The following is a 24,625-nucleotide window of genomic DNA, read 5'->3' as shown; positions in this document are numbered from 1 at the left end:
AATTCTTCGCTTTTTAATAATTAAATCCTTCGTAATAAACGGCAGTAGTCAATACTTGTCCCGTATTATTATCTCCTGCTTTGAACTTGTACCAACTATCTCGAAGATATAGACATAGCAAATAGTCCAAACAATCTGATAAGTGGCCATGTTTCTCATATTTCACGCCAGTTTTAGGGTCAGTCAGCTTGGTTTTACTCTTTGTACCGTCACTATTCTTTAGTTGGTAAATCAAATCTTCTGTTAACTTACGGCAACGAATATCAATTTGTAGTTCCCATCCATTATAACCACTAAAAATCTCATTTACAAAATCAGTTCGAACGACTTGTGGAGGTTGCTTCTTGAGTAGTTTTAGTTTTGGTCTGAGTATACCAGCACCTAAAGTTTCTGTTATGATTGTATAGTTATTAACACCTTCTTCGTTGGTCGTAGAGCGTTGCAACCCAGATGGATCCCCTGATACTTCAATACCTCCAATATGCTTATCACGATAGAGCTTATTTTTTATCTTTCGGGATAATGCCGGAGTATTATTTTCCTTGTTTTCGGGTTTACCTAGTATCTCTTCCAACACATAAACTTTCTTGCTGTCATAATCAATCTGGGCAGTTAATACCGACATCTGCGGAGCCACATTAAAATCCCAAACAGTAATCAATGGCTTGGATGGGTTATACACCTTTTCTTTCAAATCGGTAATCAGATGTTTGGAACCATCAAACTTATTATAGATTGCCATATCATTGGCTTCTACAAAATCCCAATTGCCATACAAAAGGCGTTCCTTTGTTGCCTGATCACGTATTTTATTCAGCGCAGCTTCATACGTTTGTCGGAATGCAATATTTGGATTATCAAATACACTAAAGGGGATATACGCCTCCCCTTCACGACAATCGACCTTTTGTCCGTCTTCATCTTGCACAAAGCGACCACGTACCCAGTTAATTGTCGGGTTGGTAGTCAAAAGCATACGAGAGGTTTTAAAGGTTTCATGAATCCGCCAACGTAGACGAGAGAATAATACCTCAATGGCTCTCTCTGATATTTCGGAAACCTCGTCGACAAAAGCAATAGTATACTCACTAGAGCCAAAACGTTCAAAATTTGGGTCGCTGGGAATATCAGCCATCTCTTTCATGATAATGACTGAATCATTCCAGAATGTCAGTGTCCCTTCGAGATTATTGATTTTGAAATTGATTTCTTCTTTTAATCCCCAATCTTTAAGAATTGACTTTATAGTATTCCATGTAGACTCTTTGAGCGATTTCAATGTCTTTCGAGCGACGACAGCACGGATATTCTCGAAGCGGATGCAGCTACTAATCAACCACACAGAGCCCACGAACGATTTTCCACCACCGGCACTTCCACCGCCCAGAATCAACTGCGGCAGATTACGATTTCTACACTTTACACACTCAGGAATAAACTGAGGATTCATGTTTATATCGTAACCTGTCAGAACCTGCTCAATCCCACCACCACAGTTTGGGCAAAAGTCCGGTTGCAATAATTTCCAGAGATCGTATTGTTTGGGAGAGGGTTTGAAATCAATACGAATAGCTTTGGGCGGTTTAAGTCTGTTTACCGCCATTAATGTAAAGCATTTAACTTTTGTAACTCTATTCTTAATACTCTCATATCAAAGAATAGAGCCTGAACACATGGATGGGTTATAAATGATAGGGATTAATCTTCTATAGTAATGGATATATCTTGCTCTTTCAACAGAATTGTATTTAACTTATCGGAAATGATTCGCGAATTAAGAACTTTACCTTTTACTTTGTTCTCACCAACAATAATGCATCCGGCACTATGCTCTTCTGTTGTTCCTGAATGTATCAAAATTCCGATAAAATGAGGTACATTGTGTAATCGGGGAAGAACTCGTTTAAATCGGGGGCTGTGTTCCATTGTTATTTTGTAGCTCCCATCTGGTATAGCTGTCTGAGCGTACACCTTTCCATTACACTTACACGCTTGTCCTTTGGGAGTATATGGACATTCTAATGGCAATTTCCTTACGCGGTCCTCAATCGTATTACAAAAGAATTTTCCGTCAATATACAAATCTCCAATCGTATATTTCTCTCCCTTGAATTTTCGTTTAAGCAGTAATTTCATATTTTTATCTTTGCTATGTTTTTTAAGAAGAATAGCCAGGAACTCCCAAATATGTTTTATGTTTGCACTTGGTTTACAACGAGCCATCAGTATGGAAAAGAATGAATTACAGGAACAGATAAATCTAATCCGTGCAGAAAGATTATTCAAAGGATTCAACGCAAAGAAATACGTAAACTTTGCTTTGACTTTGATGAAGAATGGTTATGAACCGGAAGATATTTATATTTTGGCTGGGTTGGATGACGAGCGATTCGAAATTGTCGATAAGTATTTTGCTTTGGTTACAGAAAAACTGGGGTTAGACATTTATGAAGATGAAGATAAAATTATAGAGTTATACGCCATCCATACAGCCGAGGATGTCATATCTGGTAAAATTTCCGTTGAACGTGGATTTAATAAAATGCTCAACATCGTACAATATACTTCGTACGACAGCAAATATATCCAGTTCGACTGCCTGGCCGAAGATTTCGATTTGAATGAAGAAGGGTATTTGCTGTACAATAATAAGGAAACTATCAAAGATAGAAGTGCGGCTATTCTTGAAGAGTTCCATCTGTTCCTGTTAGCCATCCGACTGGAAATAGATGATTCTACACGCGAAAGTGTGTTTTGCAATAAATGTTCCTGCATCTCTCCTCTTGCCTATAAAACGAAGCTATTCAGCAGGCTACAATATGCCTGTTGCCAAAAGTGCGGATCAAAAGATGTGGAGTGGTTTTGTTCCCAGTCAGGCAAAAGGAAAATACTGGAAGCACTGGAGAAAAGATAAATGTATTATATATAAAAAGGACTACTCCAATTATGGAATAATCCTCATATTCTTAAAATGAAAAGCTAAATATTACTTCTTTGAAGCTTCAATTGACATCTTGCGGAACTCTTTCATTTTCTTTTCAATTTCCAATGATGCCTTACGGGCACGAGTCCCTGCTGCTTTATTTCCATTCTCAATTTGTAAGCTCGCATCTTTTGCAAAAGCCTCATACAATGAAGCAACGCTTTCTACTAATTCTTTCATGATTATATACAGTTTTAAAATTTACGCAAAGATAGCCTTCCCGACATTTCCAACAAAATAACTTTCTCGTTTTTTAGCCTAAGTGCCAACTCTTTGCAATGAAGAATAGTGGCTTATGCTTGATTTGGTTTACACATTCAATTTTATTGGTTATATTTGTGGCATATATTTAGTCTATAAAGATTTTTAGATATAGCATTCAATAATTACCGACTGATAAAACCGCCAATTTTAACTCAGATGATGGTAGATAATTTGCAAATGCTTACGCTAAGGGCGTGAGCTATGTATTATTTCTACCATCGGGTGCTTGGCGGTGCCTTTCAGCGGAGATAATTATAGTCTCACGCTTTTTATATGATAGCATGCGTACTACAAAAAAAGACATATTGCAGACCCGTCAAAAGCCACTTTATAATATAAGGAAATATAAAGAAAAGAAAGCCATATATAGAGCAACGATTGGGACTGATCTGGCTGAAGAACTGTATAATCAGATTTTCAATATCATTATCATAGAGAAAAAATACAAAGATCCACAGTATTCTGCAAAATACCTGGCTAAGTTACTTAAAACAAATACCAGTTATCTTTCTGCCGTCATTAGTTCCCGCTTTGGCATGAATTACCCTTCTTTGTTAAATGACTGTCGAATAAAAGAGGTTCTACGCTTATTGACAGACAGGTGTTATAAAGATAAAAAGATAGGAGAGATTGCTTCAATCGCAGGGTTTACCAGTCGCCAATCGTTCTATGTTGCTTTTTATAAACATGTAGGGGAACCTCCCAATGATTATCGTAAAAGATTCTCTGATAAGAAAAAATAGGAGTTTCCTATTTTTCTATAATAATATATTCCGAATAGGTAATTTCCACATATGGATTATTCGATGAGATGGTCTGATGAATAGCTTTCACTCCCCATTTCCACCATAGAAACTTATGTTTCTTCTCAATCCAAACAGCTTGAGTTAGCACAACCGGTAGCCTGATTGTTCCCGACAATCTGGAATTTTGAAGTATTCCATCAATCATTAAATGTGGTGTTTCGACTTTTACTACCCCAGCAGTTACCGGTTCATCCTGATAATCCTTTATGATGGTGTCCTTTACCGCTGTATCGAACGGAGCATTTACTTCTACTTTATGTTTACTGATAGCCTGAAGATGCTTCATTTGGATCCTCATTTTTCGAATGGTTTCTGTATCTTCAGCCCGGTGTCGTTTGTATTCTGCTAAGGTTAACTTCAACGTCTGAACATCCACAGCCATGGAAGTCGAATCTATCTGAATACGTTTTATCCCGGATAATAAACTTTCGGTATTCTGCTTATATTTGCTGACTTCTTCCTTCAATATCTTGTTTTTGGTAAGCAAATAACCGGAAAAAGAACAGACCACCAATAAGACAGTTAACAACAGTGCTATAACCTTACTCTTCATATTTGATAGAATTAACAGGTATAAACCAAACTGTTTCACCCATAAAAGGTGCTTCCAACTGCACCATATAACCCTTTATTTTCCGTTCTCTGAAATCAAGTTTCTCTACTATGGAACCAGTCATTCCAACCATCTTATCCAGACGCAAGTCTGAAAGTTCTTTACTGGGACAAATCCGGATAAATACATTCTCATTTTCCATAAAACTTCTTTAATGATTGTGAAGTAGTTCTTTAATATCGGCACGCATCTCTCTCAGGTCAGCCTGAATGCTTGTAAACTGAGCCATATTAGCCTCAAAAACCGCTTTGTCCAGTTTTATAGCATCGATACGGTCATACTGATCCTGAATTCTGATCTCAAGTTTGACACATCGTTCCTTTAGTTCTGCCAGTTGCATTGTATTATTGACGTGCTGAACATACATAGTTACGATAAATGAGACGATCATTACAATCATCCTGAAATTCTCCATAACAAATTCTTTAATTTTACTCATAAGCAGTTGTATTGAATAAGATTGAAAAAGCTTCATAAACTGCGTGAATAAGCTTTGCAGCCGCTTCACTATCCTTTATCATTCCGAATAGCACCAGAGAGACAATGATGATGATATAGATAATCCGCTCTATCGGTGGTTTACCCGGCTTCCTCTTCTTTGGTTGCTTCGGGGACGATGACATTGAATGTGACACCTCCTCCATCTGCTTCGATTCTAAGTTTTGACTCATGTACATGTTTTATGGGATACAAATCCGAAAGTGCTCTGGCCGCATTGACTGAAACAGCTCTGAGTGGGGCCGGCGAGAGTACTGTTCCAAATCTATCAATAAATTCCGCAGTTGCTGTTTCCTTCATTATCGCTTTCAGGGTTTCAGTAACCTGTAACTTTATTGCAACTGTTTCCGTCTCAGCCTGCAGTTTCCTGGCCAACTCATTAACCCTTGCAAGGATATGAGGTAGAGAAAGAAACTTTCTGCTTTCCACCGATAGATTTTCCGCCTGCCCAAACACTTCTTCATAACATATAGCATGCTGTCCGGCATAATCGCTATCGCCATACACAAACAGATGGCAAAAACGTTCTTCTGCCAAGGTTAATTCTACTTTTTCTTTTTGTCCATCACTATTCATCGCAAAATGCTTCTTTTGTTTAAGAATAGGCTATAAAGTAGGCTCTGGTTTTACAAAGTCAGCTTTTCTTTCGAGGAGCTGTTCCATGAGTGCCTGATAGAAAACATCAGCCAAAGCATTGGCACAATTTTCCGCATCGGCCAGTGAATTAATTAACCGCATATTAAATTTCACATTCAAATCATATCCGGTTATAGCAGCCATCATCTCATTACCATCGTAATTTAATACTCCATAGCACATTAATTCATCCGATTTAAAAGTTACCGTCTGAGGTATATCTTTCTCCATAATTCTTATATTTTAAAATGAACCCGGGACTTTTCACCTTTATGAATAACCACCCCACCTTGCCCACCGGAACAACGTAAACGGTTCGAGAGTACCTGAACCACGTTCAAGGTGGCTGTCACGTCAGCATCAGCATTGTGAGCATCATCCAATTCAATGCCCAATTTTTCAGCAATAAGCTCTAGTTTATAAGATACCATGGAACTATCATGAGCATACGCCAACCGAGCCAGGTGAATGGTATCTATGTAATCCGGCTGGAAATTACCGTAAAAGTCTTTCTTTCCTGAAAGGACTTTCTCAAGTTCTTTAATCAAACCGGCATAGTTCATTAACTGGGTTAGAAACCCAATATCAAATGTGATATTTTGTCCGATCAGGATAGGCTTATACTTGGCTCCTTTGCTTAGGGTATTACGCTTAATAAATTCAATTGTATCTTTCGCTGTCTGATTTATGTCCATACCCTGCTCCAACAGGGTTTCCATTGTTATTCCAGAGTAATCTAATGCTACCCGTCCAATCTCCATCGGCTCAGCAGGCTTATTCTCCACTTCATATTTTGACCTGAGCACCTTTCGTTTGGGAGTGCCTATATCCTGCTTGTTGTAAGGAGCAATATAACAACTTAACTGTTCAACAATCTCGAAGCTATCTAAGCGGATGGCTTGTAAAGCGATCTGAGTACAAGCGCACTTTGTACAGTCTAATCCTCCTGTTTCGAAGTCAAGACCAACCCCGGTGAATACCTTAATTTCATTTGTTTGTTTCATCACGTTATACTGTATATAGTTTAGAAGTTTTATAGGTATTAAGATTGTTGGTTCCTGAGTAATCGCTATATTTTACAACAGCGGATACAATTACAATCTTGTCTTTAAGAGCATCTATCTGCTTCTTATTCTCCACATAGAAATCACTCCAGCAGACCAATTCGGTGATATCCAGATTCTGTTGTAGCTTTATCTTGGCAAAGTTCTTCTTCTCACCAGTCACTTTATCTCTATACGAAAGTTCATCTACACTCAGGACAGTAGCACAGACAGCTACTCTTTTTCCTTCGCTGTTGTAATCCTGTAAATCTTTTAAATTGATATAAGAAACCTTGCATTTCTGGTCTTTCTTGGCTTGCGAACCGTCATAAATACGTTTATAATCTATCTGCCCGATACCTGAAACGGCTATTTGTTGCATGGACCAGAAATAGTGTTGCTCTATCAGTCCGGGAGGGTAATCCTTTTCAGAAAGTTCAAATCCAAGGGCTTGTGCGGCTTTCTGAAGAATATGGTACCTGTCTGTTACCGTTTTTACCTTTTCGACCTGATCAAAGCAGCCAGCCAGTATCAAATGTCGTACATGTCGTGCATTTACAGGAGTCCGGGTCTCTTCTTCCGCACTATCAGGATCATCCCAATACTGATATTTCTTTAGTTTATACTTAAAAATCCGGTGAATGAAATTTTCTATCGAGACAAAATGTCCATTTTTTGTTCTTTCGCCAAGAATATATTCCACCGTTTTACTACCCACCATCTTTATTCTTGTCAGTGACCAGAAAATACGGTCTGTTTCATAATCGGTATAGAACTCTTTCTCTGATACATTGATATCCGGTGGTACAATCTTTGCTTGGCTACATTCTTCCATTTCCGACATAATGGATGGAATTTCTTTATCATCCCCCCATTGCAGTGCAACTGTGTAAAACGCAGAGGGGAAATTGGCTTTCAGCCAAGCCCCGCAGTAAGCTGTTAATGCATATGCTGCAGCATGGGACCGGTTAAAAGAATATTTTCCGGCCACTTCAATCTTATGCCAGATTTCTTGTGCTTCGGTCTTTGGACATCCATTTTTTATTGCACCTTCTATAAAATCCTCTTTCAAGGTAGCCATCAGGTCTGCTTTTTTCTTACCAATCGCTTTTCGTAAGTGGTCAGTTTTTCCTAAACTAAATCCTCCCAATGTATGTGCGATAGACATAAACTGTTCTTGATATGTCATAATACCATACGTATTCTTTGTCGCTTCGTAGGTTCCATAGTTATAAGTAGGGCGCACCTCACCTCGCTTGCAGCGTACGTATTCATCAGTGGCTCCGATTTCTAATGTAGCGGGACGATAAAGTGCATTAATGGCGATCAAATCTTCAATACAGTCAGGATGGACCTCTGTAATAAACCGGGTAATACCAGAACTGGCAAACTGAAATACATTTTGAGTATGCCCCTCCGAGAGGAGTTCATAGGTTTTCTCATCATCCAGCTCATCTCTGATAATATGTTCAATGCTCAGGTTCTTATGATACATTTCATTGACGATACAGATGATTGCCCCTAATTTACTTAGTTCCTTAGTGGCCAACACATCCTCTTTCAATAGTCCGATTTCATCCACTGCATAGCCATCAAACTCACTTACCAGTAGACCGTCAACTTTTTTAATAGGCAAAAAATCAAAGCATTCGGCTTCCTCCTCATCCTTTGTGTCAGGAGTAACAATGATAGCGGAAGCATGCACAGAAGCAGAACGGGGCTGTCCCATAAGTGGGCGTATATCTTCGATCAACTGTGGGTACTCTTGAATAAACCGTTGTACCTTGGGATTGACAGCAGCCAACCTAAATAAATCCGTCCAGGTCATATTATCATTTTCGAAGATGGCTGTGATATAGTTTACCAATTGTACTGGTATCCTGTGTACCCGGGCCACATCTTTGAGCACCGCTTTTAGTTTAAGTGTGGTAAATGTTCCGGCAGAGAATACCCGCTGTTTTCCATTTACATTGTAGCGACACTCCAGATATTCCTTAATCTCCTGTCGCCGGTTAGAGGCATAGTCGACATCAATATCTGGCAATGCCGAATGTCCGCCTTTGACTAAACCTTTATCAACAAAGCTATCCAAGACGTATTTATCCGTTTCAAGCCTGATTTCTTTTAGTTCTTCTACTTTCATTTTTCTTTATTTTGTAGCGTCTATCTCTTCAAGTGTCCACAGAATATCCCGGTTATCCAGAATAATCTCATCTCCTATTTTCAATTCACAGGCTTTTATACTCATCTCCACTTCATCTCTTCTTACTCGCAGCCTGGCATTTCTAAAGAATAGATATGGTTTCCCACTTAGGGTGATCTTAATCGCTTTTTCTCCGGCTTTTTGCAAAACATCCTCACCAATCACCGTTACGTTATCACACCAGATCAATCCACAACGTTCAGGTACCAGAAAGCGACTGAAAAGCAAATCGTACTTTATCGGATCAATAGAGGTAATCCCCAATAGATAGGAAACAAGTGAACCTCCGGCAGAGCCACGCCCAATACCTACGGTAATACCTCTGCGACGAGCTTCCTGTACCATATCCCATTGTACCAGAAAATAATCCACATTGTTAGTTGATTCGATAATATAAACCTCTTCTTCCAGACGTTGCCGGTAACGTGGGTGTTCTTTAAAAGGAACCTTCGTCTCCAGCCCCTCTTGAAGCAACTTTAGAAACATATTCCCCCTGCCCTTATATTTCATTTTTTCTTCATCCCGCATGATATAACGAGGCATATACATTTTACCTGTTTCAAACCGGGCGGAGGCATGTTCGGCAATATACAGGGTATTATCACACATTTTCTTAAAGAGTTTGTCTATATCCCACATATCAGCATTAAATAGAGGGACTATCGTTGCAAAATGCTCGTCTACATCCTTAAAGTACTGATCGTCGGATTGATTGTGGGCAGCACCCCGGGAAATTTTATTTAGTAGTATCTTGTTCCGGGCTTCATCCTTATCTATATAATAGTTATCACAAATCAGGATAGGCTCCACTTCAAAAGAGCAGGCTTCATTATCATAGAAATTGGAAAAGAAGAAGCGAGTAGCTTGCAATACCTCCAAGTCTATCCTCTCGGCCTTATATTCGGAAAGATCAACCTGATAGTAGAGCTTATCGAATGCTTCTTTCAATAAATGAATTACATAATGATTGCCCTTCATCCAGTGGGAAGAGAGTTTGCCTAGAACCAACACATTACCCTTCCCCCTCTCCAATAATTCGGTTAGGGTTATTGTATTTGAAGAGCTATCTACCATTATAAACTTTTGGATTCGTAACAGATTCTTCAGCCCTCTCTGTGATTGGCAGTAAATTTTCAGTTCGATTTTACTATCTCCATGCTCCAGTGTAAATGAATACCCAAAAACCGGAGTCAGGCCAACTTTATCACACTGTTTCTGTAGCGATAGACAGGCTGCCATGGTATGGTAATCACAAATTCCAATTGCTTTATGTCCCATCTGGAGGGCTTTTTTTGTCCACTGCTCCAAATCCCCTGAGCCATTCAGAAGTTCATATCCGGTATGTACTCCTAGGTTCACATAACTAACATTCTTTTGGGGAGGGATTCGTTTACCAATGTGTTTTAGGATATTAAACTGGAATTCCTGCCTCATATCATAATAATAGTAGTTATCTCCAAAAGGAAAAGCCACATAGAAAATACCTTCTTCCATCAGGATGTCCGGACTTTCCATCAGATTAAAAATCAGTTCTTCTTTGGTTCCTCTGAAAATAGATCTTGCGTTAGAAAGATCGGCCAGAAACATTTTTCCGAATCCTTCTATTTCCAACACTTCACTATCTATGGGGCTGTAGCAGATTTTTTGCTTATCCAACCAGTTAATAAGTTCATTCATTATTGTTGTATCTTAGTTATTGAATATTCAACAGGCGTTTTGATCCGATAGGTAAATGTCCGGTATATCTCTTCTTCTGATAGGTCTTCCCAGTCCTTGGATGGGTCGGATATATCGGCTATAAAAACATGGAAATAGCGGGAGAGCTCCTGAGATGTACGTTTAATGGCTTCCACGGCATCACCATCGTAACCGATAACCACTGTCGAGACCCCTTTGCTTTGAATCTTATAGATTTGGGTTTGCGATATTTTTTTTCCGAAAGTGGCAACAACTCCAACCCGGGTGTTATCATACAATTCCAGCTTACGGGTTAAGGCAATCACATCAAAAATGCCTTCTACCAGAATGACGACTTCCGTCTCACCTTCTACTATTGCATCATAATTGTATAATAGCTTGACAAAGTCATTCTCCCTCGAATTGCGAAAACGAAGTATCTGGAAATCTCCTTTATATTTGGCCTTGCGATTGTACTGATCAATCTCTTTCTTGGACCAGGTGTAGCGGGAGACATAACCTACCGTATCACCATTATCCATAACCGGAAAGATAACATAATCCAAGAAGCGACGGTTGAGTTTTCCGGTAGTGCCAACAGGGAAATACTCATAATCATCAAAGATAAATCCACGGGACTTCAGGTAGGGGTGGAAAAATTGGCGCTTATAGAAGTCTGGTAATCGCACAACCCCCAACGTATCATCTATGCCTTCTTCGTCCTCCAATTTGAACAAGGACTCACTGATTCCAGAACCAATATTTGCTACCGGGGTCAGGATCAAATCCTCTCGCCCAATGGCTGTAAGTAGTTGTTCCAGTGTCCGGGTAGACATACCGCAACTGAAACAGTTGGCCATGAAGAGTTTCTTTTTATCAGTTTCTTTGCCAATGTATATGCCGAATTTTCCCTCTTTTTTACAATAAGGGCACCGGGATATCAGGTTCTTACCGGCCCCATCGCATCTGGCATCCAGTTCACGGGTGATCTCTGAGATCAGGTATTTTATTTCTGAGTTTTGCATCATATCACTATCTCCTTAAGCTCATGGTTCGTACAGCATCATAAAAAACTTCGTTATCGAAGTCGGTAGCAATCTTAAATGTATCTCCCTTACGGAAGAAGCGAGATTTAGCCACATGGAGTCGCATTTCATCCACCGCCCGCTCAGCGGAGGATTGGTTCAGACTGATCAGATGGGTACAAGGACGTGCCAGACCCTTGGCTTCCGAGCAATTATATTCAGTAAGTACATTTTTCTCATCGTTCAGCCATTCCCTGTTTTCAATCGTCGCCTGATAGGTAACCACAATCCATACATTCTCATCAGCGGCCAGATCCTTTAGATCATTAGCCACAGCAATCCGCTTGGAACGTTCATGTTCCGCTCCCCAGACTCTCCGGCTGGCATCCGTAAGTAAATCCATGGAGTCTACTATTACAATATCCGGATTATGACCATTGATTTTCCGGTACTCGGCAATACCGTTTTTTATGTCTAATGAAGATACACGCGCATTGAACCGGGGGAAAGTCCTTACCATAATACTGCCGGCATAACGTTCAACCATAGCCTCAAAATGTTTCATCTCCGTATCAGAGATGCGACCTTTTTCGTAATAGAATGCATTCTTAGTGATTAATCCTCCGCTATACGCATTTAATGCTTCTTCTTCGGAACCTTCCAGTTGGAAGTGTAGTACATGTAAACCATCATCCACATTGGCGCGGATACCAATATACTTGGCAATATGAGATTTGCCCACACCAGTGGATGCCAGAAAACAAGATAGTTGTCCCCTGAGGCTCCGTCCATTATTCAATGCATCCAAATCATCTATGTAAAATCGGGTAACGGCCTTGAGACCGGAATACTGCAACTCTTCTTCCTTCAACCGGTTCTTTTGAAAGCGTAATGAGAAGGTTTTAGCCACATCAATGAAAGAGGATGTTTTTAGTGTGAAAGTAGATACCCACTCCGCATATGTCTTCAGTTTTTCTTCTGCCTTTTTCTGCTGGTTCTGGTTATAGAGTTTGCCCACTTCGGTATACACCAGCTGTAGCTCCACCCCTTTGATATAAGATTCAAAAAGGTCGATCACAATCTCCGGATTGGCATCTATTTCGTATTCCCGGAATGTGTTGATCAGTTCAATTGCATCGTAATCCCCGCTGAACACCTGGGAAAGAACCGCGTACGAGGGAGAAGTTTTGTAGTTTCGAAAATGACCAATAAATACTTCCTGCACTTTTTGAAAAGTGCGATCCGGTAAATATTCTTTTCGCATGTGAGAGACCAGGGTAGCACAGATCGACTCGTGCCGGATGGCAGAAGCATAGAGCTCGTATAGGAACTCAGCACTCAGGGGATTACGTTCTTTGGGACTCATGACTCTCCGTGTTATTAAAGGCCTCCATACGTATCCGATAGAGTTCGGGGTATTTCTTTTTAGTTACCTCAATACAACGGGCTGCATACAAGCAACCTCTGCAATACCTGGAAAAAGGGGTATAGAGTAACGTACTCAATTGACAGATGAGATAACCGGTTTCTTTATTATATAGTCTGCCTTTCGTCCTTTCTTCATATTGTGGGTAAATGAATTTAAAAAGCGGGTGTTCTTTTTGATCCCTGAAGTACCAGAGTAGCGAATTTCGGGATAAAGCATACCTCTCCAGCCATCGATCTTCGAAATAGCGCTTCTGAGGGGTACTATTTTGGAATCGTTCAATGGCTTTTTTACCAAAAGAATGGCTGGCCTTCCATTTGAGAAGGTATTCTTTCTCAAAATGACTGATCGCATATATCTGGCAGATGCAATAATCAATCAGTTTTTCATATTCCAGTTGTGTACACCCCCAAACTTCTATCCGATCCAGTCCCGTAGAGACACATTGCATAGCCACATGACCACCAGGGAAGCTGAAATGGGATGCTATACACTGCTCCATCAAGAAAGAAAATATACGAATAGATAGTTTATTCCTTTCTTGCTTCTCCATCACGATTAATAAGTTTACGCATTTGTGACTTGGCCAGAAACAGCCTACTCTTCACTGTTTCAATATTTCTGGTTTTCAACGTTCCGTTCCTATAACAGACCTCCATAATCTCATGAAGCTTATATCCGGCCTGTTGCAGGAGTAATGCCTCCCGATAAATTGGTCTTAGCCGGTTTAAAGCATGAAGGATATCATCGCTATAGAGACTACAGTAGTTATCCATATCCATGCTGTTAGCCCCTAATTCTTCTTCATCCAAAGCAGTATCAGCAATCTCTGATACATCCAGGTCATCTGAGCGTTTATAACTGGTATGGCGGGTATTCATATCGGCAATAAATCGTTTGGTTACGATATGAAGCCAGGTCTGAATAGAGCGGGAGGGATCATAGGTTTCGATATACTTGAAAAAGTTGATCATCACCTCGTTATAGTTATCCTCTATTTCCTGCGGATAAAAAGAGTATTTGATACAGAGTTTATATATTAAATTCTTATGAGGCAGTACATGCCTTTCGAACAGCTGCGTCCTCCTTTCTACGGATTCATCACTGGTTAAATGGTTGTCCGGTTGTATATTCGCATCCACACTGATAAGATTATGTCTGTTCGTAAATAATATTTCACATAATCTATCAGCATCACGAGTGCATCAATTAATCGGATCAATTTTATCAAGTCTATTTTTGCCTTAATCATCATTGTATATTGACCTATAAAATTTTATATTTTCGGATAAAGTAATAGAACAGATGACAGGCATCTGCTTCATTATCATCGCCAGGAGTAAACTTGTATATCCGTTCACAAGCTTTTATCATCTCTATCTTAGTAGCTCTCCCATTGCCGGTTGCCCACTTCTTCAAAGTAGACACATTGACAAAAAACGGCTCCGGCAGATTCAACTCATCGCAAATTTCAAAGAGGATACCTCGAAATTCACTGAGCTTACGCATATCAGAGAAGTGATTATTTACATTGATATCTTCAGCTACGATCTGTCGGATATCGTACTTGAGAATAAATCCCATTACCGTGTCCCGGAAATCTTTGTGTTGCTTGTTGTCATTCCGCCTTTTGGATTCGGTAAAGTTCCAACTGCCTCTTTCATGAATACTGAAATAGCCCGTATGTGTGGCGATGTCCAACGAGAGAATCTCACTCCGGGTCAGTTCGGGTACTATCTTTTCAGACTTCAATATACGATTCGCCATTCTCTTTAATAATTTTGATTTTGTGAGGATAAGATTCGGCAATGTTTCCATGAGAGACCACCAGAGCTGTCAGAGAAAGACTGTTTAGCGCTTCAAACATATTGGCCAATCCATCTTCATCGACCGCTTCAAGGATTTCATCCAACACAAGCAGATTCAAGCCTTTATCATCATCACAGTTGGCATTGATGAGCTTCTGCATTGCCAGAATAGTTGCCAGATTAACACGGGCAGCTTCACCGGCGCTGAACTTACCAAAACTACCAGAGTCGATACCCGAACGTACCAGAGAGACGGAGATTTTTTCACGTACCTTACCGGATTTAAGGTAGGTATAGCCTGAAAAACGAATACGGATATCACTTCCGATCTCTTCCAGGAATTCATTCGTAATTTTACTCAAGGCTTCTATCTTAGTGTTGGCCAGATAGGTCCTGAACTCAACAAAACGGCTCTCTTGTATCTCTAGTGTTCGAAGTTCATCTTCGATCAACATCTTCTTTTGCAAAACATCGGTTGCCTTATCCTGATATTCTTTCAGAGACTTGCCGAGTGCAAGCAAGGTATCCGAACCGGATTCACGATCCAGTTCCCGAAGCGTATCTTCCAGAGTTGCAATCGAGCCTTCCAGCATCTTTATCTCATCTTCAGCGTTTCGTTTCTTACGCTCATTAGCTTTATAAGCATCATCTACCATGCCAAAAGCTTCGTCAAAGATTTGTCGAGCAACGTTATCAATATCTGTTTGAAGCTGATTTAGCCTTTCAATAATACGACGCTGAGTGCCACGAGCCATGTCAAGCTCATGATCTATCTCTTTTACATCTCTTTCTGCGGAGAGCAGTTTGTCTTTCCACTCATTCTTTTGAATAGCCAGTTTCCGCTGTTTTTCTTTGAGAAGCATCTGTGATTCTTCAATATCTTCCGCACGGACAGACAGACTGCCTATATCTGTTGAGAGCAAGGCGTATTCTTTTTCTTTTTCTTTTATTTCTGCTTTACCCTTTTCTACATCAAACCGGATATCACTGGTAATAAACTCAAAGCCACAAGAAGGACAGGATAAGGTACCGGCCAGTTTGTTTTTCAGTGTATCAATAGCACCGCAAAGCATCCTGCGAACCTGTTTAACCTGCTCAATCTCTGTATTTACCGCTTGAAAATCGGTTTCCAGACAGGACAACTCGTTCTGACAGTTGTTTTCATCCTGCATATTGGTAGATAAGAAGCGTTTATATGACTCACTTAGAGCTTGGTAAGACTGAGTAGTGGCAGTCACTTTTTCTTCCGCAATCCGGAAAAATTCATCCCATTTCTTTAACTCCATTTCTGCCTGGCTGATCTTCTCCTGTTTGATGGTAATTACCTGTTGCCAATCTGTTAAAGGTGTATTTGAGATAGTTGGGATAAGAACCTTTACTCCGGCAAGGTACTGCTCCAGTGTGTGCTCTCCATTTTCCAGGTCTTGAAGTTGTTTGTCTGCATCTGTTATTTGAGCTAACTCATCCGATATACGGGACAGATCATCGTTTCTACTGCGAAGAGTCGCCCGTTTCTCTGCAATCAGATTATGAATACCGGCTATTTTTTCTTCTTTTGTTTGTGCCCGCTCCAATTTGTTTTCTTCTTCTTTTTCCAGTTGCTCTTTCAACATCTCAATCCGGCCATCATATCCAGCCAGTTCCAATTGTCTCTTTTGAAGCAATTCTTGTATAGGCATTTTATCTTTCAATATATTCACGATAGCCTGGTCGACAAGAATGCCATTACTGAACCGGTTGATTATTTCCTTTTTTTCTTTGTCGGAACAGGAAAGGAAATCCTGGTACTTGTATTTGGAAAGCACAAAGTTATTATAGAGTTCGCTACGGGTAATTCCCAGTGTTTCCAGAATAAACCGATTATAAGCATCGACACCTGAGAGTATTTTCTCTGTATTTTTCCCATCAGGATCAATCATGAAACACGTTACTTCAGAAGCACCCTTGCGAAAGATTTTTCGACCAATAAGCAACCCACTACGGGTACTCTCGTTACGAAAGGTTAGTTCAATAAAACATTCATCCGAGCTATCATTGATAATCTCTTCATTCTTGATCTTTCTGAGTGGACTACCCGTAATACCTATGGCAATGGTCTCAATCAAGGCGGACTTTCCAGAGCCGTTGCTACGCTGGGACTCATTATCATGGTTATCTCCGAAAATAAGGGTCGTTACTCCGTTTCGAATTTTATAATGCAGCTCTTTGAACGAGCAGATGTTTTGGGCATATATTTCAGTTAGATTCCACATACGTATCTATTTTTAAAAGGTAAGACAAGCCGAGTTCTACATTGTCAATCTTCTTTTCTTTGCAGAACTCTTGATAATTTTCACAGATTTTTCCATGATCGAATTTCTCAAACAACGTTGTGGAAACATTTTCTATGGCTTCCACATCTTCCGTAATCACTTCCACTTTATTGGCACCGGCACGAATCAGAGTACTCTTGTCGATATTTCTGGATCGGGCAGTGTTACTATGTACGCGGACCTTTATTTTATACTGCCCCTCACTCTTGAGCTCATCCAACAGGTCGGTCAGGTGTACGCCCATCTTGTCATCTGCCACATCAATTACTTTGTAGCGTATATTCGCCTTGTTTTTTACAAACCGGGTATTACCATCACTATAGAGAATGGTATAACCTTTCTCTTCATCTTCTCCAAAATTGTGCTGACGTGAGGAACCTATATATAGGATATTCGTATCAACAATCTGACTGCGATTATGATAATGCCCGACAAATACCTGGTCGAAAACATCGAAAATATGCGTAGGAAGTTCGTTCTCAGAAGGATGTGCCAGTGCGCCGTTAATCCCTTCGTGGATATAGAGAAAATTGCGTTTCCCTTTATCCAGGTTTTCAGCTATAAGCTCGTCTAATTTCTGCTGGAAACTACCGTTTTCTGGAAAATAGGCGAGCAAATGAAGACTAAAATCCCATAGGTCATCCCTGAGGGTTATGAACGTATCGGCCACTATCACATTAATATGCTGGTCAAACACATGGCAATAGCCTCTGTTTTCTTCCTGATTTACCTTGTCGTGGTTCCCATTTATGATTGCGATTTGTATTCCAAACCGGCTAGCTGCAACAAAAGCATCGTACACCGCTAACAGGACATCCAGTGTCTGAGAGGAGCGGCTAAGGAATAAATCTCCGCCAAGGGCAATCTGTCGGATATTCTCTTCCATACAAACTGTAAGAGCCTCTCTCCAGTTGACTTCGAATTCTGGGATATTATCCTTTGAGACATGGATATCATTTAGCATCAGGATACACGGATAGCTGTTCTTTTTCATATCTAAAAAGAATTTGATAGAAAGCGTACAGCATACACTATACGCTTTCTGTAAATAAATTAAGTGATTGGTTAGAACTTACCGTCTCCTGCGGTTTCTGCCGGATGTGGGTTCCTGTTGCTCTTCTTCATTATCAGGATATTCCTCTTCGGGATTCTGTTCAGCCTCTTCTTCTCCAACTCCTCCTTCCAGGGCCGCCTCTATCATATCCAACAGGTCACTGTTAGTGGTAGAACGGGTAACGCGAACGGGTAATCTTTCCTGTTCAACAAACGCACGAATCAGCCCTCTGAGTTCCTGACCTTCTTCACTCTTGTCACCAAGTCCTTGCTCCTGCAACTCATCAAAGCGGTTAAACAAACTATCGGCAGTAATACCAGCCGAAGCATTGTCCCGGGAGTCTTTGGTACGCTTATCGAAGCTAAAAGAACTTGTATCATCAGCAGGAAGCTCCGAAGCTAATTGGGCAATAGCTGCTTTCATCTCATCGGTCTCCATGAGTTTCATTTCATATTTCACATCACACTGCCGGAGGTATTCGAGAGTGGCTTCATACTGGAACCTGGAGTAGCGATGGATAATCTCAGGGATTCGGGGTGCGGACATCAATGCGTTTAACTCCTCCAACGTCAAAGCCACCGGTTCGGATTCATTATCAATGCTGATGATATATTCCGTTTTGGAACCGTTCTTCTTCTTTTCAATCTCCACCGGATAGGCGTTGTAGACCGAAGATATCGGACAGGAATAATGTGGATTCTTTACAAGTTTCTTTTGCCAGAGTTTGAACCTGCGCTCGTCTAAATCTTTAAACTGGGAATGTGAAAGGGTCATCAACTGGATACCTTTTGCCCGGTTGCTGAGATCGAAAACGTAAAGTGCATGACCATACGTGTACTTCAAGCCACCACCAAAGGTACCACCACCAATTTTTTCTGCCAGTTTTTCATCTCCTCTTGCCTTGGCCTGCGTAACAGCGGCTTTCCGATAGGTGTCAATCAGATCAACTGAATAACCAGCATCGGTGGTACGGGGAACAGTGACATATACATATTGCTGCTTAGTACCGGAAGAAGGCTTTTCAATCTCCAGCAACATCTGGCTGATAGGGTACTCATAAGATTTACGATCAGCCGTACCATCCTGATTAGGAGCCACAGGCAGAATACGGATACTGTAAACTCCCAGTTTATCCATACGGAAATACTCGGTCTTCTGAAATGATTTGTTCTCTTCGATAGCACGCGCTTGTGCTTCAGAATAGCTCTCCTGGATTCCCAAAAAGAGAGACTCGACAGACTTATTCATAAAATCTGTAGTGTCAAATTGTTCTTCTTGCATAAATAAAAAAGCGATAATTAGTAATTCCGAAGAATCTGATCGGATAAAATAAGGGTTCGGTTACACCTTAAATTTATTCAACTTCATGGAATCTTTGATGATCAGGTGGGAAGGATAGAAACTATCATCCGGTGAAGACATCAGTACATGTTCCTGCTGAGAGCAAAGAACTCAAGACTTACTTATCGTTCTGATTAAGTACAGCAAAATTAAAATGGGATTCCTGCTTTACCAAACTTTTGAGAATTAGATTGCTATAAAACAATTCAACTCACTAATAATCAATATGAATTGAGATGGTTTTAAAATAATTCTTTAGAAACCGGACAGTCTTATCAGAATCCATATTTCCGCATAGACTCAATCATTTCCCAGTTATCTGATATATATTTCATTAGTTTTTTTTCGCGGATTTCCCGGTAATACATTTCCCTCTCTGGAGTAAGCCTTTTGGGACGTTTACAGTAAAGTCCCAAGCGTTCATACTCATCCAGGTATTTAAAGAATTTCTTCTTCCTGAGAGTAGGATCAGCAGAGCAATGACAAACCTGTCGTATCAAAAGTGGTGAAGGTTCTTTAAAAACAGCATTCCGAGTCATCAGCATAATAATATGATAAACAACTGGAGCCTCGTATTTAAGAAGGAAACCTAACCGGGTCTCTTCAAAAAGGTAACGTTTAAATGTCCCCCGGGGTCTTCCGTCTTCTTTTCTTTGCTTTTTCCGGGTAGAGGGAGGAGCTTTGGTTATCCTCTTGTTCCGGTATCGCTTCGCTTTGGGCATCTTCTACTTGATTATTGATTTCTGTGATTTCTTCTTTTGAAAAAATTTGTTCTTCCCGCATGGCCGGGTAAACAGGACGTATACCCTCAGACATCCTCTTGCGGCTATCCAGGTCTTTTTGAATATTAATTTTCTTCATTGGGTGTATATTTAAGTCATATAGGTAAAATGAATCTCAGTTAGTACATTATACCAGCCGCTTTCGTACAGCAGTATTTTGCGGGAGTTGGCTTGAATGATAAAGGATGAACCACGGTTGTGCTTGTGGTCATCATTATAATCTGTATAGGATTGTCTAAGCCCATACTTGGGCGGACTGATGGAATTGGGTATAATGGCTACAACACCCCCCTTGTTTGAGCCGTCCCGCTTGCCGGTATTAATAATCCCCTGAATGCAAACGATATTCCCAATCTGACGGATAAACAACTGCCGGGCGTCGGTATTGGAGCCACTCTCTGACATCTGAATCCAACCGGTATCTTTAAGTAAGGGTTGATATTCTTCAGCATAAGCCGCTCCAAGAAGCCTGCATAGCTGTTTCTTTTCTTCGTTTTTGGAGATAAGCAGGTCGGTTAATCTGGCATCTTTACGAAGGTAGGTATCTACAACCTCCTCTTTACTGAGTAAGCTGAGTTTCTCTCGCAACATTTGCTGGGCCTGTGCCGTAGTATGTCCTTGCTTTACCAGGTAAGTGATGTAGTCTTGAAAAAGAGAATCGACGGCCGCGAATTTTGCTTTGGTTTCTTCTGTGGAGTAAACATCAATATTCTTGGTAATAGCCTTTTTCTGATCTTGTGTATAGCCATCCAATAAAAGGTTTGCTTTTTTACTGAGTTCTTTTGCTACCGAGCTGACCAGAGCATACCCTTCCACCTGGGATACAGATTTGCCATCAGCATCCATACCGGAAAAAACTCCGGTCTTGATAGCTTCCAGTTTTTGTTTATGGTCTGTGGTAAACACCACGCCAGTATACCCGGAGTCAGTTGAAAGTTTACCGGCCATCAGCTTATCTACTTCTTCAATGGAATAAACGGCTATATTTTTTCTTGCCGCTACTTTATCTGTCAGGTCGGACAGATTCATTTTCTTAGCCAACCGGAGCTCAGCAGATCCTTTTTTCTCAGCATCAATATTCCTGCGGACAATTTCTTGTTTTTCTTCTTTCAGGGCTGCAATCTCTTCGGTACTCATGCTGGAAGCCTGTTCAGCGGTAAGGGCAATTAACTCCTGTAGGTTACCACTGACTTTCAGAAAGGTATTATCTGTTTCAGCACGGGAATAGACGCTCAGATTAATGCGTGCCGTAGCTACGCTTTCCACATCCTTCAGGTTCTGTGCCTTATCCAGTTTCTTGCCAAGCTGTTCAGTGGCGTCTTTTGATGTGACAAAACCATTTCCCTGGCTACCTATATTTTCGGCCACAAATCCATCCAATTTTTCTTTATGAGCTTTCGTGAAATTCTCTTCCGAAAGCTGCCGTCCGCTTACACCGTCGACTTTTTTCTTAAGCTCATCCAGGAAAGTCTTCTGGTCAACATATGTCGTGGCAATGTTAATACCTCCTATATGTAACTCGCCGATGATATTGACATGCCCTTTGGAAGAGATAACTACATTTCCCAAGTGATTTGCCAGTGTGAAGTCAAAGCTGTTTTCTTCATTAAAACCGGCATAAGCAATGGTTTCCTTAGCTACATCTGTCCAACGAATCGTATTGAGTAGTTTTTTCGCAGTCCTCGAATACGAAGTATTACAAAGTTCTACCCCACCTCCCGGATTGTTCACGGTCAGAGTCCCATTTACCCATACGCCAGCAGTCTTTCCAAAAACCTGAAAAATGGGTGTCTGTTTTCCATTATAGACATGGAAGTTACGAAATCTGGAAGAACTGTTGTTATAACCGGTTCTATTGATATTGACAGCTCCCTCATCTGAATCAACTTCCGTATTGTAGATATCTTCAGCAGAAATAGATAAGCTACCTATCCGCGAAGAAGTAGCGGAAGAATAGGTATATTCAAATCCGGATTCACTAACCCGGGCAATCTCTTTGCTCTGTTTGTAGAAGGAGAACGAGCCATCAGTATTTAAAACAATCTCATTCACAAGCAAGCCATTCAGATAAGCACCGACAGAAGCCTTTCCATCAGCTTTTACAATATTCTTCAGGTAGTACCCTTTGGCTTCGTTTACCACGGAAAAGGCTGTTTTGGAGAGAATCTCACTTTCTCCAGTGACCTTTCCGGCAAAGACTAAGTCCTTTTTTATGGTTTGTCTGGCAAAAGGAGTGTCCAGCAATACGGCATATCTACCGATAAACTTATCCAGGAAACGAGGGGTGTAGCTTGCGGTTACTTCAATAAACTGAGGTACTTTACCCGTTATTGCATCGGGTATCTCGGGAACAAACTGGCCACCACTACACAGGTAGTTGCAGCGACCCTTCTTGTTGACTTCATTGGCATAGACAACCGTATCGTTTTTATTGGACTCGTAGATGTAGTAAGGAAAGGTTGCGTCTTTACAACCACCGTAGTGCCTGACCTTACCATTGATCCAGACAAACCCCGAAGTGATCTCTGCCCCGAAAATCTCACAACCGGATATCACAAAGTTACTGCATCCCTCAAAAATAGAGGTCATACTCAGGGAGAGCTCTTGCAGGTTTAGGATATCATCGCTATAGGTATAGCGCCCTCCGGTTTCCGCTATATATTCTTTCATTTTTCTTCTTAAGTTTTCTTTATAGGTTCGACTTCCTGGCTGTTTATCTTAATCAGATAGGTTTTTCCTGCCAGTTTATAGGTATTGACCACATAAGAGAGCATATATACAAATTCCCGTTCATTGATCGTTATTTCGGGTACACAAACCCAGAAACTGACTTTATTGATGGTTTTTTCTTCTGAATGTATATAAAGCTCCCGGGGCTGCTCCAAGGGGTCTACTACCTGTATTAGTTCATTTTCATACCAAAGCGTAAATGGCTTGGAGTACTGAGCACCTTCATGATAGATGTCCACTCCCAGGCTGGCGCTTTCATGGATATAGATATTTTCCCTCTGATCGAGGAAGTATTTCTTAAAACGATGGTTAAGAAACCATTCGAAGTAAATCACCTGGCTGGTCATCCGGGCTTCAACCTGCTTCTCACGGGCAAACTCTACAAACTTTTGGTTCAAGGTAAAGAGCGGATAAACCAGACTCTGCAGATACAGGATGTATTTCCTACCTGAGAGAAAATGAGGAACCAACATATTCACTAATCGGTCTGTAGGCAGTTTGTATCGCATCCGTTGTCAATAATTAATTTAATAGCTTGTTTAAAACCGGGCAGGCTCTGTTCCTGATCTTTGCCGGTGGATTGCTTGATATATCCGGAGTGAGTATGGGTCATGCGGATAATCTTTTGGGGCTGGGATATAATGCCGTCACTGTTGTAATGCGCCAGGAAAACACCCTGCTCAGGTATAGCATCTGTATCAATATAAACATCCGTTACGTGATCTACCGAACGGATAGCCTCAAAGACTTTCGAGATGTATATACCGGAATCAAAATCAATATTCATGATGTAGCTGTTCAGGCTCTCTTCGATAGCATCATAAAGTTGGCTCTCCAGAACTGCACCATCATAAAACACAGAGACTCTGGGGATGAGTACATCTCCTTCCAGACTGGTAACTTCTATCCGGGTACCGGCAAACTTAATCTTATGAATGTAGGCATTGATCATCACCAACTCCTGGGCAGGGATAGCAGAAAGTTTACCTTTACTACCGGTAGCGACTTTCAGGATTAGTTTGTTATCCAGGTTTACTTCGCTGCTACTCTCTGAATAGGATACTTGTGTGATGATCTGTTTGGTCTCATCCACTGACTCGTAACCGAATGCAAGCCCGTCTTCACGAACTTGAAGGATATCGCCTTGCTGGTATTTCAGCAGGGCATTCGCATAGTAGACCGGCGTACCGTTGATCCGCTGGTTGATGGTGGTTGAAATGTCCACGGCGAAGGTATCCAGAATGGCTTCAAAGCCGTGGATAACTGCTGAAACGACCCAGGTCAGGGCATTCATAATGGATAGTTTGGAGTCGCTGGAGAACTCGGTAAGTTCCATGCGTTTATTGCGTTCCCGAACGGCTTCGTTATATATTTCCTGAATGGTTCTACTCATAACAAAGAATAGACCGCTCCGGGGGGATTTG

At 40.8% G+C, this 24,625-nt stretch carries 26 protein-coding genes; 2 read left to right on the top strand and 24 right to left on the bottom strand.

The features are described 5' to 3' along the window. Positions 1 to 13: 13 nt before the first annotated feature. Complete coding sequence (locus D0T87_RS02565) at positions 14 to 1,603, bottom strand: phage terminase large subunit (RefSeq protein ID WP_163172543.1); 1,590 nt, start codon at positions 1,601 to 1,603, stop codon at positions 14 to 16. A 95-nt stretch (positions 1,604 to 1,698) separates the two neighbouring features. Then, a complete protein-coding gene (locus D0T87_RS02560; protein WP_163172541.1) occupies positions 1,699 to 2,136 on the bottom strand; it encodes a DUF5675 family protein in 438 nt (145 codons plus the stop codon). Between the two features lie 91 nt (positions 2,137 to 2,227). Between D0T87_RS02560 and D0T87_RS02555 the strand changes: the two genes are divergently transcribed. Next, positions 2,228 to 2,914: a hypothetical protein gene (locus tag D0T87_RS02555; protein WP_163172539.1), complete on the top strand. Its 687-nt coding sequence runs from the start codon at positions 2,228 to 2,230 to the stop codon at positions 2,912 to 2,914. A gap of 72 nt (positions 2,915 to 2,986) precedes the next feature. On the opposite strand, the gene D0T87_RS02550 is transcribed toward D0T87_RS02555, so the two are convergent. Continuing rightward, positions 2,987 to 3,163, bottom strand: coding sequence for a histone H1 (locus D0T87_RS02550; protein WP_163172537.1), 177 nt, complete (start codon positions 3,161 to 3,163; stop codon positions 2,987 to 2,989). Positions 3,164 to 3,528: 365 nt separating this feature from the next. On the opposite strand from D0T87_RS02550, the gene D0T87_RS02545 reads away from it, so the two are divergent. Next, positions 3,529 to 3,990: an AraC family transcriptional regulator gene (locus tag D0T87_RS02545; protein ID WP_163172535.1), complete on the top strand. Its 462-nt coding sequence runs from the start codon at positions 3,529 to 3,531 to the stop codon at positions 3,988 to 3,990. Positions 3,991 to 3,997: 7 nt separating this feature from the next. Here D0T87_RS02545 and D0T87_RS02540 read toward each other — a convergent pair whose 3' ends face one another. From D0T87_RS02540 to D0T87_RS02440, 21 genes are all read right to left on the bottom strand, one after another. Beyond that, entirely contained in the window at positions 3,998 to 4,606 is a 609-nt protein-coding gene (locus D0T87_RS02540; protein ID WP_163172534.1) for a DUF6549 family protein, read from the bottom strand. Further along, positions 4,596 to 4,808 (bottom strand): hypothetical protein, encoded by a 213-nt coding sequence (locus D0T87_RS02535; RefSeq protein ID WP_163172532.1) that lies wholly within the window; start codon positions 4,806 to 4,808, stop codon positions 4,596 to 4,598. Before D0T87_RS02535 ends, D0T87_RS02540 begins: the two co-directional genes overlap by 11 nt. Positions 4,809 to 4,817: 9 nt before the next feature. After that, the gene (locus tag D0T87_RS02530) at positions 4,818 to 5,105 is read right to left on the bottom strand and encodes a hypothetical protein (protein ID WP_163172530.1); all 288 of its coding nucleotides are present in this window, start codon (positions 5,103 to 5,105) and stop codon (positions 4,818 to 4,820) included. Between the two features lie 140 nt (positions 5,106 to 5,245). Further along, a complete protein-coding gene (locus tag D0T87_RS02525; protein WP_163172528.1) occupies positions 5,246 to 5,740 on the bottom strand; it encodes a hypothetical protein in 495 nt (164 codons plus the stop codon). A gap of 30 nt (positions 5,741 to 5,770) precedes the next feature. Next, positions 5,771 to 6,031 carry a hypothetical protein gene (locus tag D0T87_RS02520; protein WP_163172527.1) on the bottom strand — a complete coding sequence of 87 codons (261 nt, stop codon included), beginning with the start codon at positions 6,029 to 6,031 and terminating at the stop codon, positions 5,771 to 5,773. Positions 6,032 to 6,036: 5 nt separating this feature from the next. Continuing rightward, positions 6,037 to 6,804: a PolC-type DNA polymerase III gene (locus tag D0T87_RS02515; RefSeq protein WP_163172525.1), complete on the bottom strand. Its 768-nt coding sequence runs from the start codon at positions 6,802 to 6,804 to the stop codon at positions 6,037 to 6,039. Between the two features lie 4 nt (positions 6,805 to 6,808). After that, the gene (locus D0T87_RS02510; RefSeq protein ID WP_163172523.1) at positions 6,809 to 8,986 is read right to left on the bottom strand and encodes a DNA polymerase III subunit alpha; all 2,178 of its coding nucleotides are present in this window, start codon (positions 8,984 to 8,986) and stop codon (positions 6,809 to 6,811) included. Between the two features lie 6 nt (positions 8,987 to 8,992). Further along, complete coding sequence (locus tag D0T87_RS02505; protein WP_203558589.1) at positions 8,993 to 10,723, bottom strand: PHP domain-containing protein; 1,731 nt, start codon at positions 10,721 to 10,723, stop codon at positions 8,993 to 8,995. Further along, positions 10,723 to 11,751: a toprim domain-containing protein gene (locus D0T87_RS02500; RefSeq protein WP_239063430.1), complete on the bottom strand. Its 1,029-nt coding sequence runs from the start codon at positions 11,749 to 11,751 to the stop codon at positions 10,723 to 10,725. Before D0T87_RS02500 ends, D0T87_RS02505 begins: the two co-directional genes overlap by 1 nt. Positions 11,752 to 11,755: 4 nt before the next feature. Beyond that, positions 11,756 to 13,114, bottom strand: a complete 1,359-nt coding sequence (locus tag D0T87_RS02495; RefSeq protein WP_163172521.1) for a DnaB-like helicase C-terminal domain-containing protein — start codon at positions 13,112 to 13,114, stop codon at positions 11,756 to 11,758. Beyond that, positions 13,095 to 13,727: a hypothetical protein gene (locus D0T87_RS02490; protein ID WP_163172519.1), complete on the bottom strand. Its 633-nt coding sequence runs from the start codon at positions 13,725 to 13,727 to the stop codon at positions 13,095 to 13,097. Before D0T87_RS02490 ends, D0T87_RS02495 begins: the two co-directional genes overlap by 20 nt. Next, the gene (locus D0T87_RS02485; RefSeq protein WP_370526809.1) at positions 13,705 to 14,316 is read right to left on the bottom strand and encodes an RNA polymerase sigma factor; all 612 of its coding nucleotides are present in this window, start codon (positions 14,314 to 14,316) and stop codon (positions 13,705 to 13,707) included. Before D0T87_RS02485 ends, D0T87_RS02490 begins: the two co-directional genes overlap by 23 nt. Before the next feature lie 124 nt (positions 14,317 to 14,440). Then, a complete protein-coding gene (locus D0T87_RS02480; protein WP_163172517.1) occupies positions 14,441 to 14,941 on the bottom strand; it encodes a crossover junction endodeoxyribonuclease RuvC in 501 nt (166 codons plus the stop codon). Further along, complete coding sequence (locus tag D0T87_RS02475) at positions 14,916 to 17,234, bottom strand: SMC family ATPase (protein WP_163172515.1); 2,319 nt, start codon at positions 17,232 to 17,234, stop codon at positions 14,916 to 14,918. The genes D0T87_RS02480 and D0T87_RS02475 overlap by 26 nt, the downstream gene beginning before the upstream one ends. After that, positions 17,218 to 18,288: a metallophosphoesterase gene (locus D0T87_RS02470; protein WP_163172513.1), complete on the bottom strand. Its 1,071-nt coding sequence runs from the start codon at positions 18,286 to 18,288 to the stop codon at positions 17,218 to 17,220. The genes D0T87_RS02475 and D0T87_RS02470 overlap by 17 nt, the downstream gene beginning before the upstream one ends. Before the next feature lie 78 nt (positions 18,289 to 18,366). Further along, positions 18,367 to 19,596 (bottom strand): hypothetical protein, encoded by a 1,230-nt coding sequence (locus D0T87_RS02465; protein ID WP_163172842.1) that lies wholly within the window; start codon positions 19,594 to 19,596, stop codon positions 18,367 to 18,369. Between the two features lie 368 nt (positions 19,597 to 19,964). Then, positions 19,965 to 20,228 carry a hypothetical protein gene (locus D0T87_RS02460; RefSeq protein ID WP_163172511.1) on the bottom strand — a complete coding sequence of 88 codons (264 nt, stop codon included), beginning with the start codon at positions 20,226 to 20,228 and terminating at the stop codon, positions 19,965 to 19,967. Positions 20,229 to 20,307: 79 nt separating this feature from the next. Next, positions 20,308 to 20,550, bottom strand: coding sequence for a hypothetical protein (locus tag D0T87_RS02455; protein WP_163172510.1), 243 nt, complete (start codon positions 20,548 to 20,550; stop codon positions 20,308 to 20,310). An 11-nt stretch (positions 20,551 to 20,561) separates the two neighbouring features. Further along, entirely contained in the window at positions 20,562 to 23,141 is a 2,580-nt protein-coding gene (locus D0T87_RS02450) for a hypothetical protein (protein ID WP_163172508.1), read from the bottom strand. A gap of 8 nt (positions 23,142 to 23,149) precedes the next feature. Further along, complete coding sequence (locus D0T87_RS02445; protein WP_163172506.1) at positions 23,150 to 23,710, bottom strand: hypothetical protein; 561 nt, start codon at positions 23,708 to 23,710, stop codon at positions 23,150 to 23,152. Continuing rightward, positions 23,680 to 24,594, bottom strand: coding sequence for a hypothetical protein (locus D0T87_RS02440; protein ID WP_163172504.1), 915 nt, complete (start codon positions 24,592 to 24,594; stop codon positions 23,680 to 23,682). The genes D0T87_RS02445 and D0T87_RS02440 overlap by 31 nt, the downstream gene beginning before the upstream one ends. Positions 24,595 to 24,625: the final 31 nt, after the last annotated feature.

This window comes from Bacteroides sp. 51, from assembly GCF_010500965.1.
GTDB lineage: Bacteria > Bacteroidota > Bacteroidia > Bacteroidales > Bacteroidaceae > Bacteroides.
Note: the sequence above shows the minus strand (reverse complement) of the source record. Positions and strands in the feature narration are given on the sequence as shown.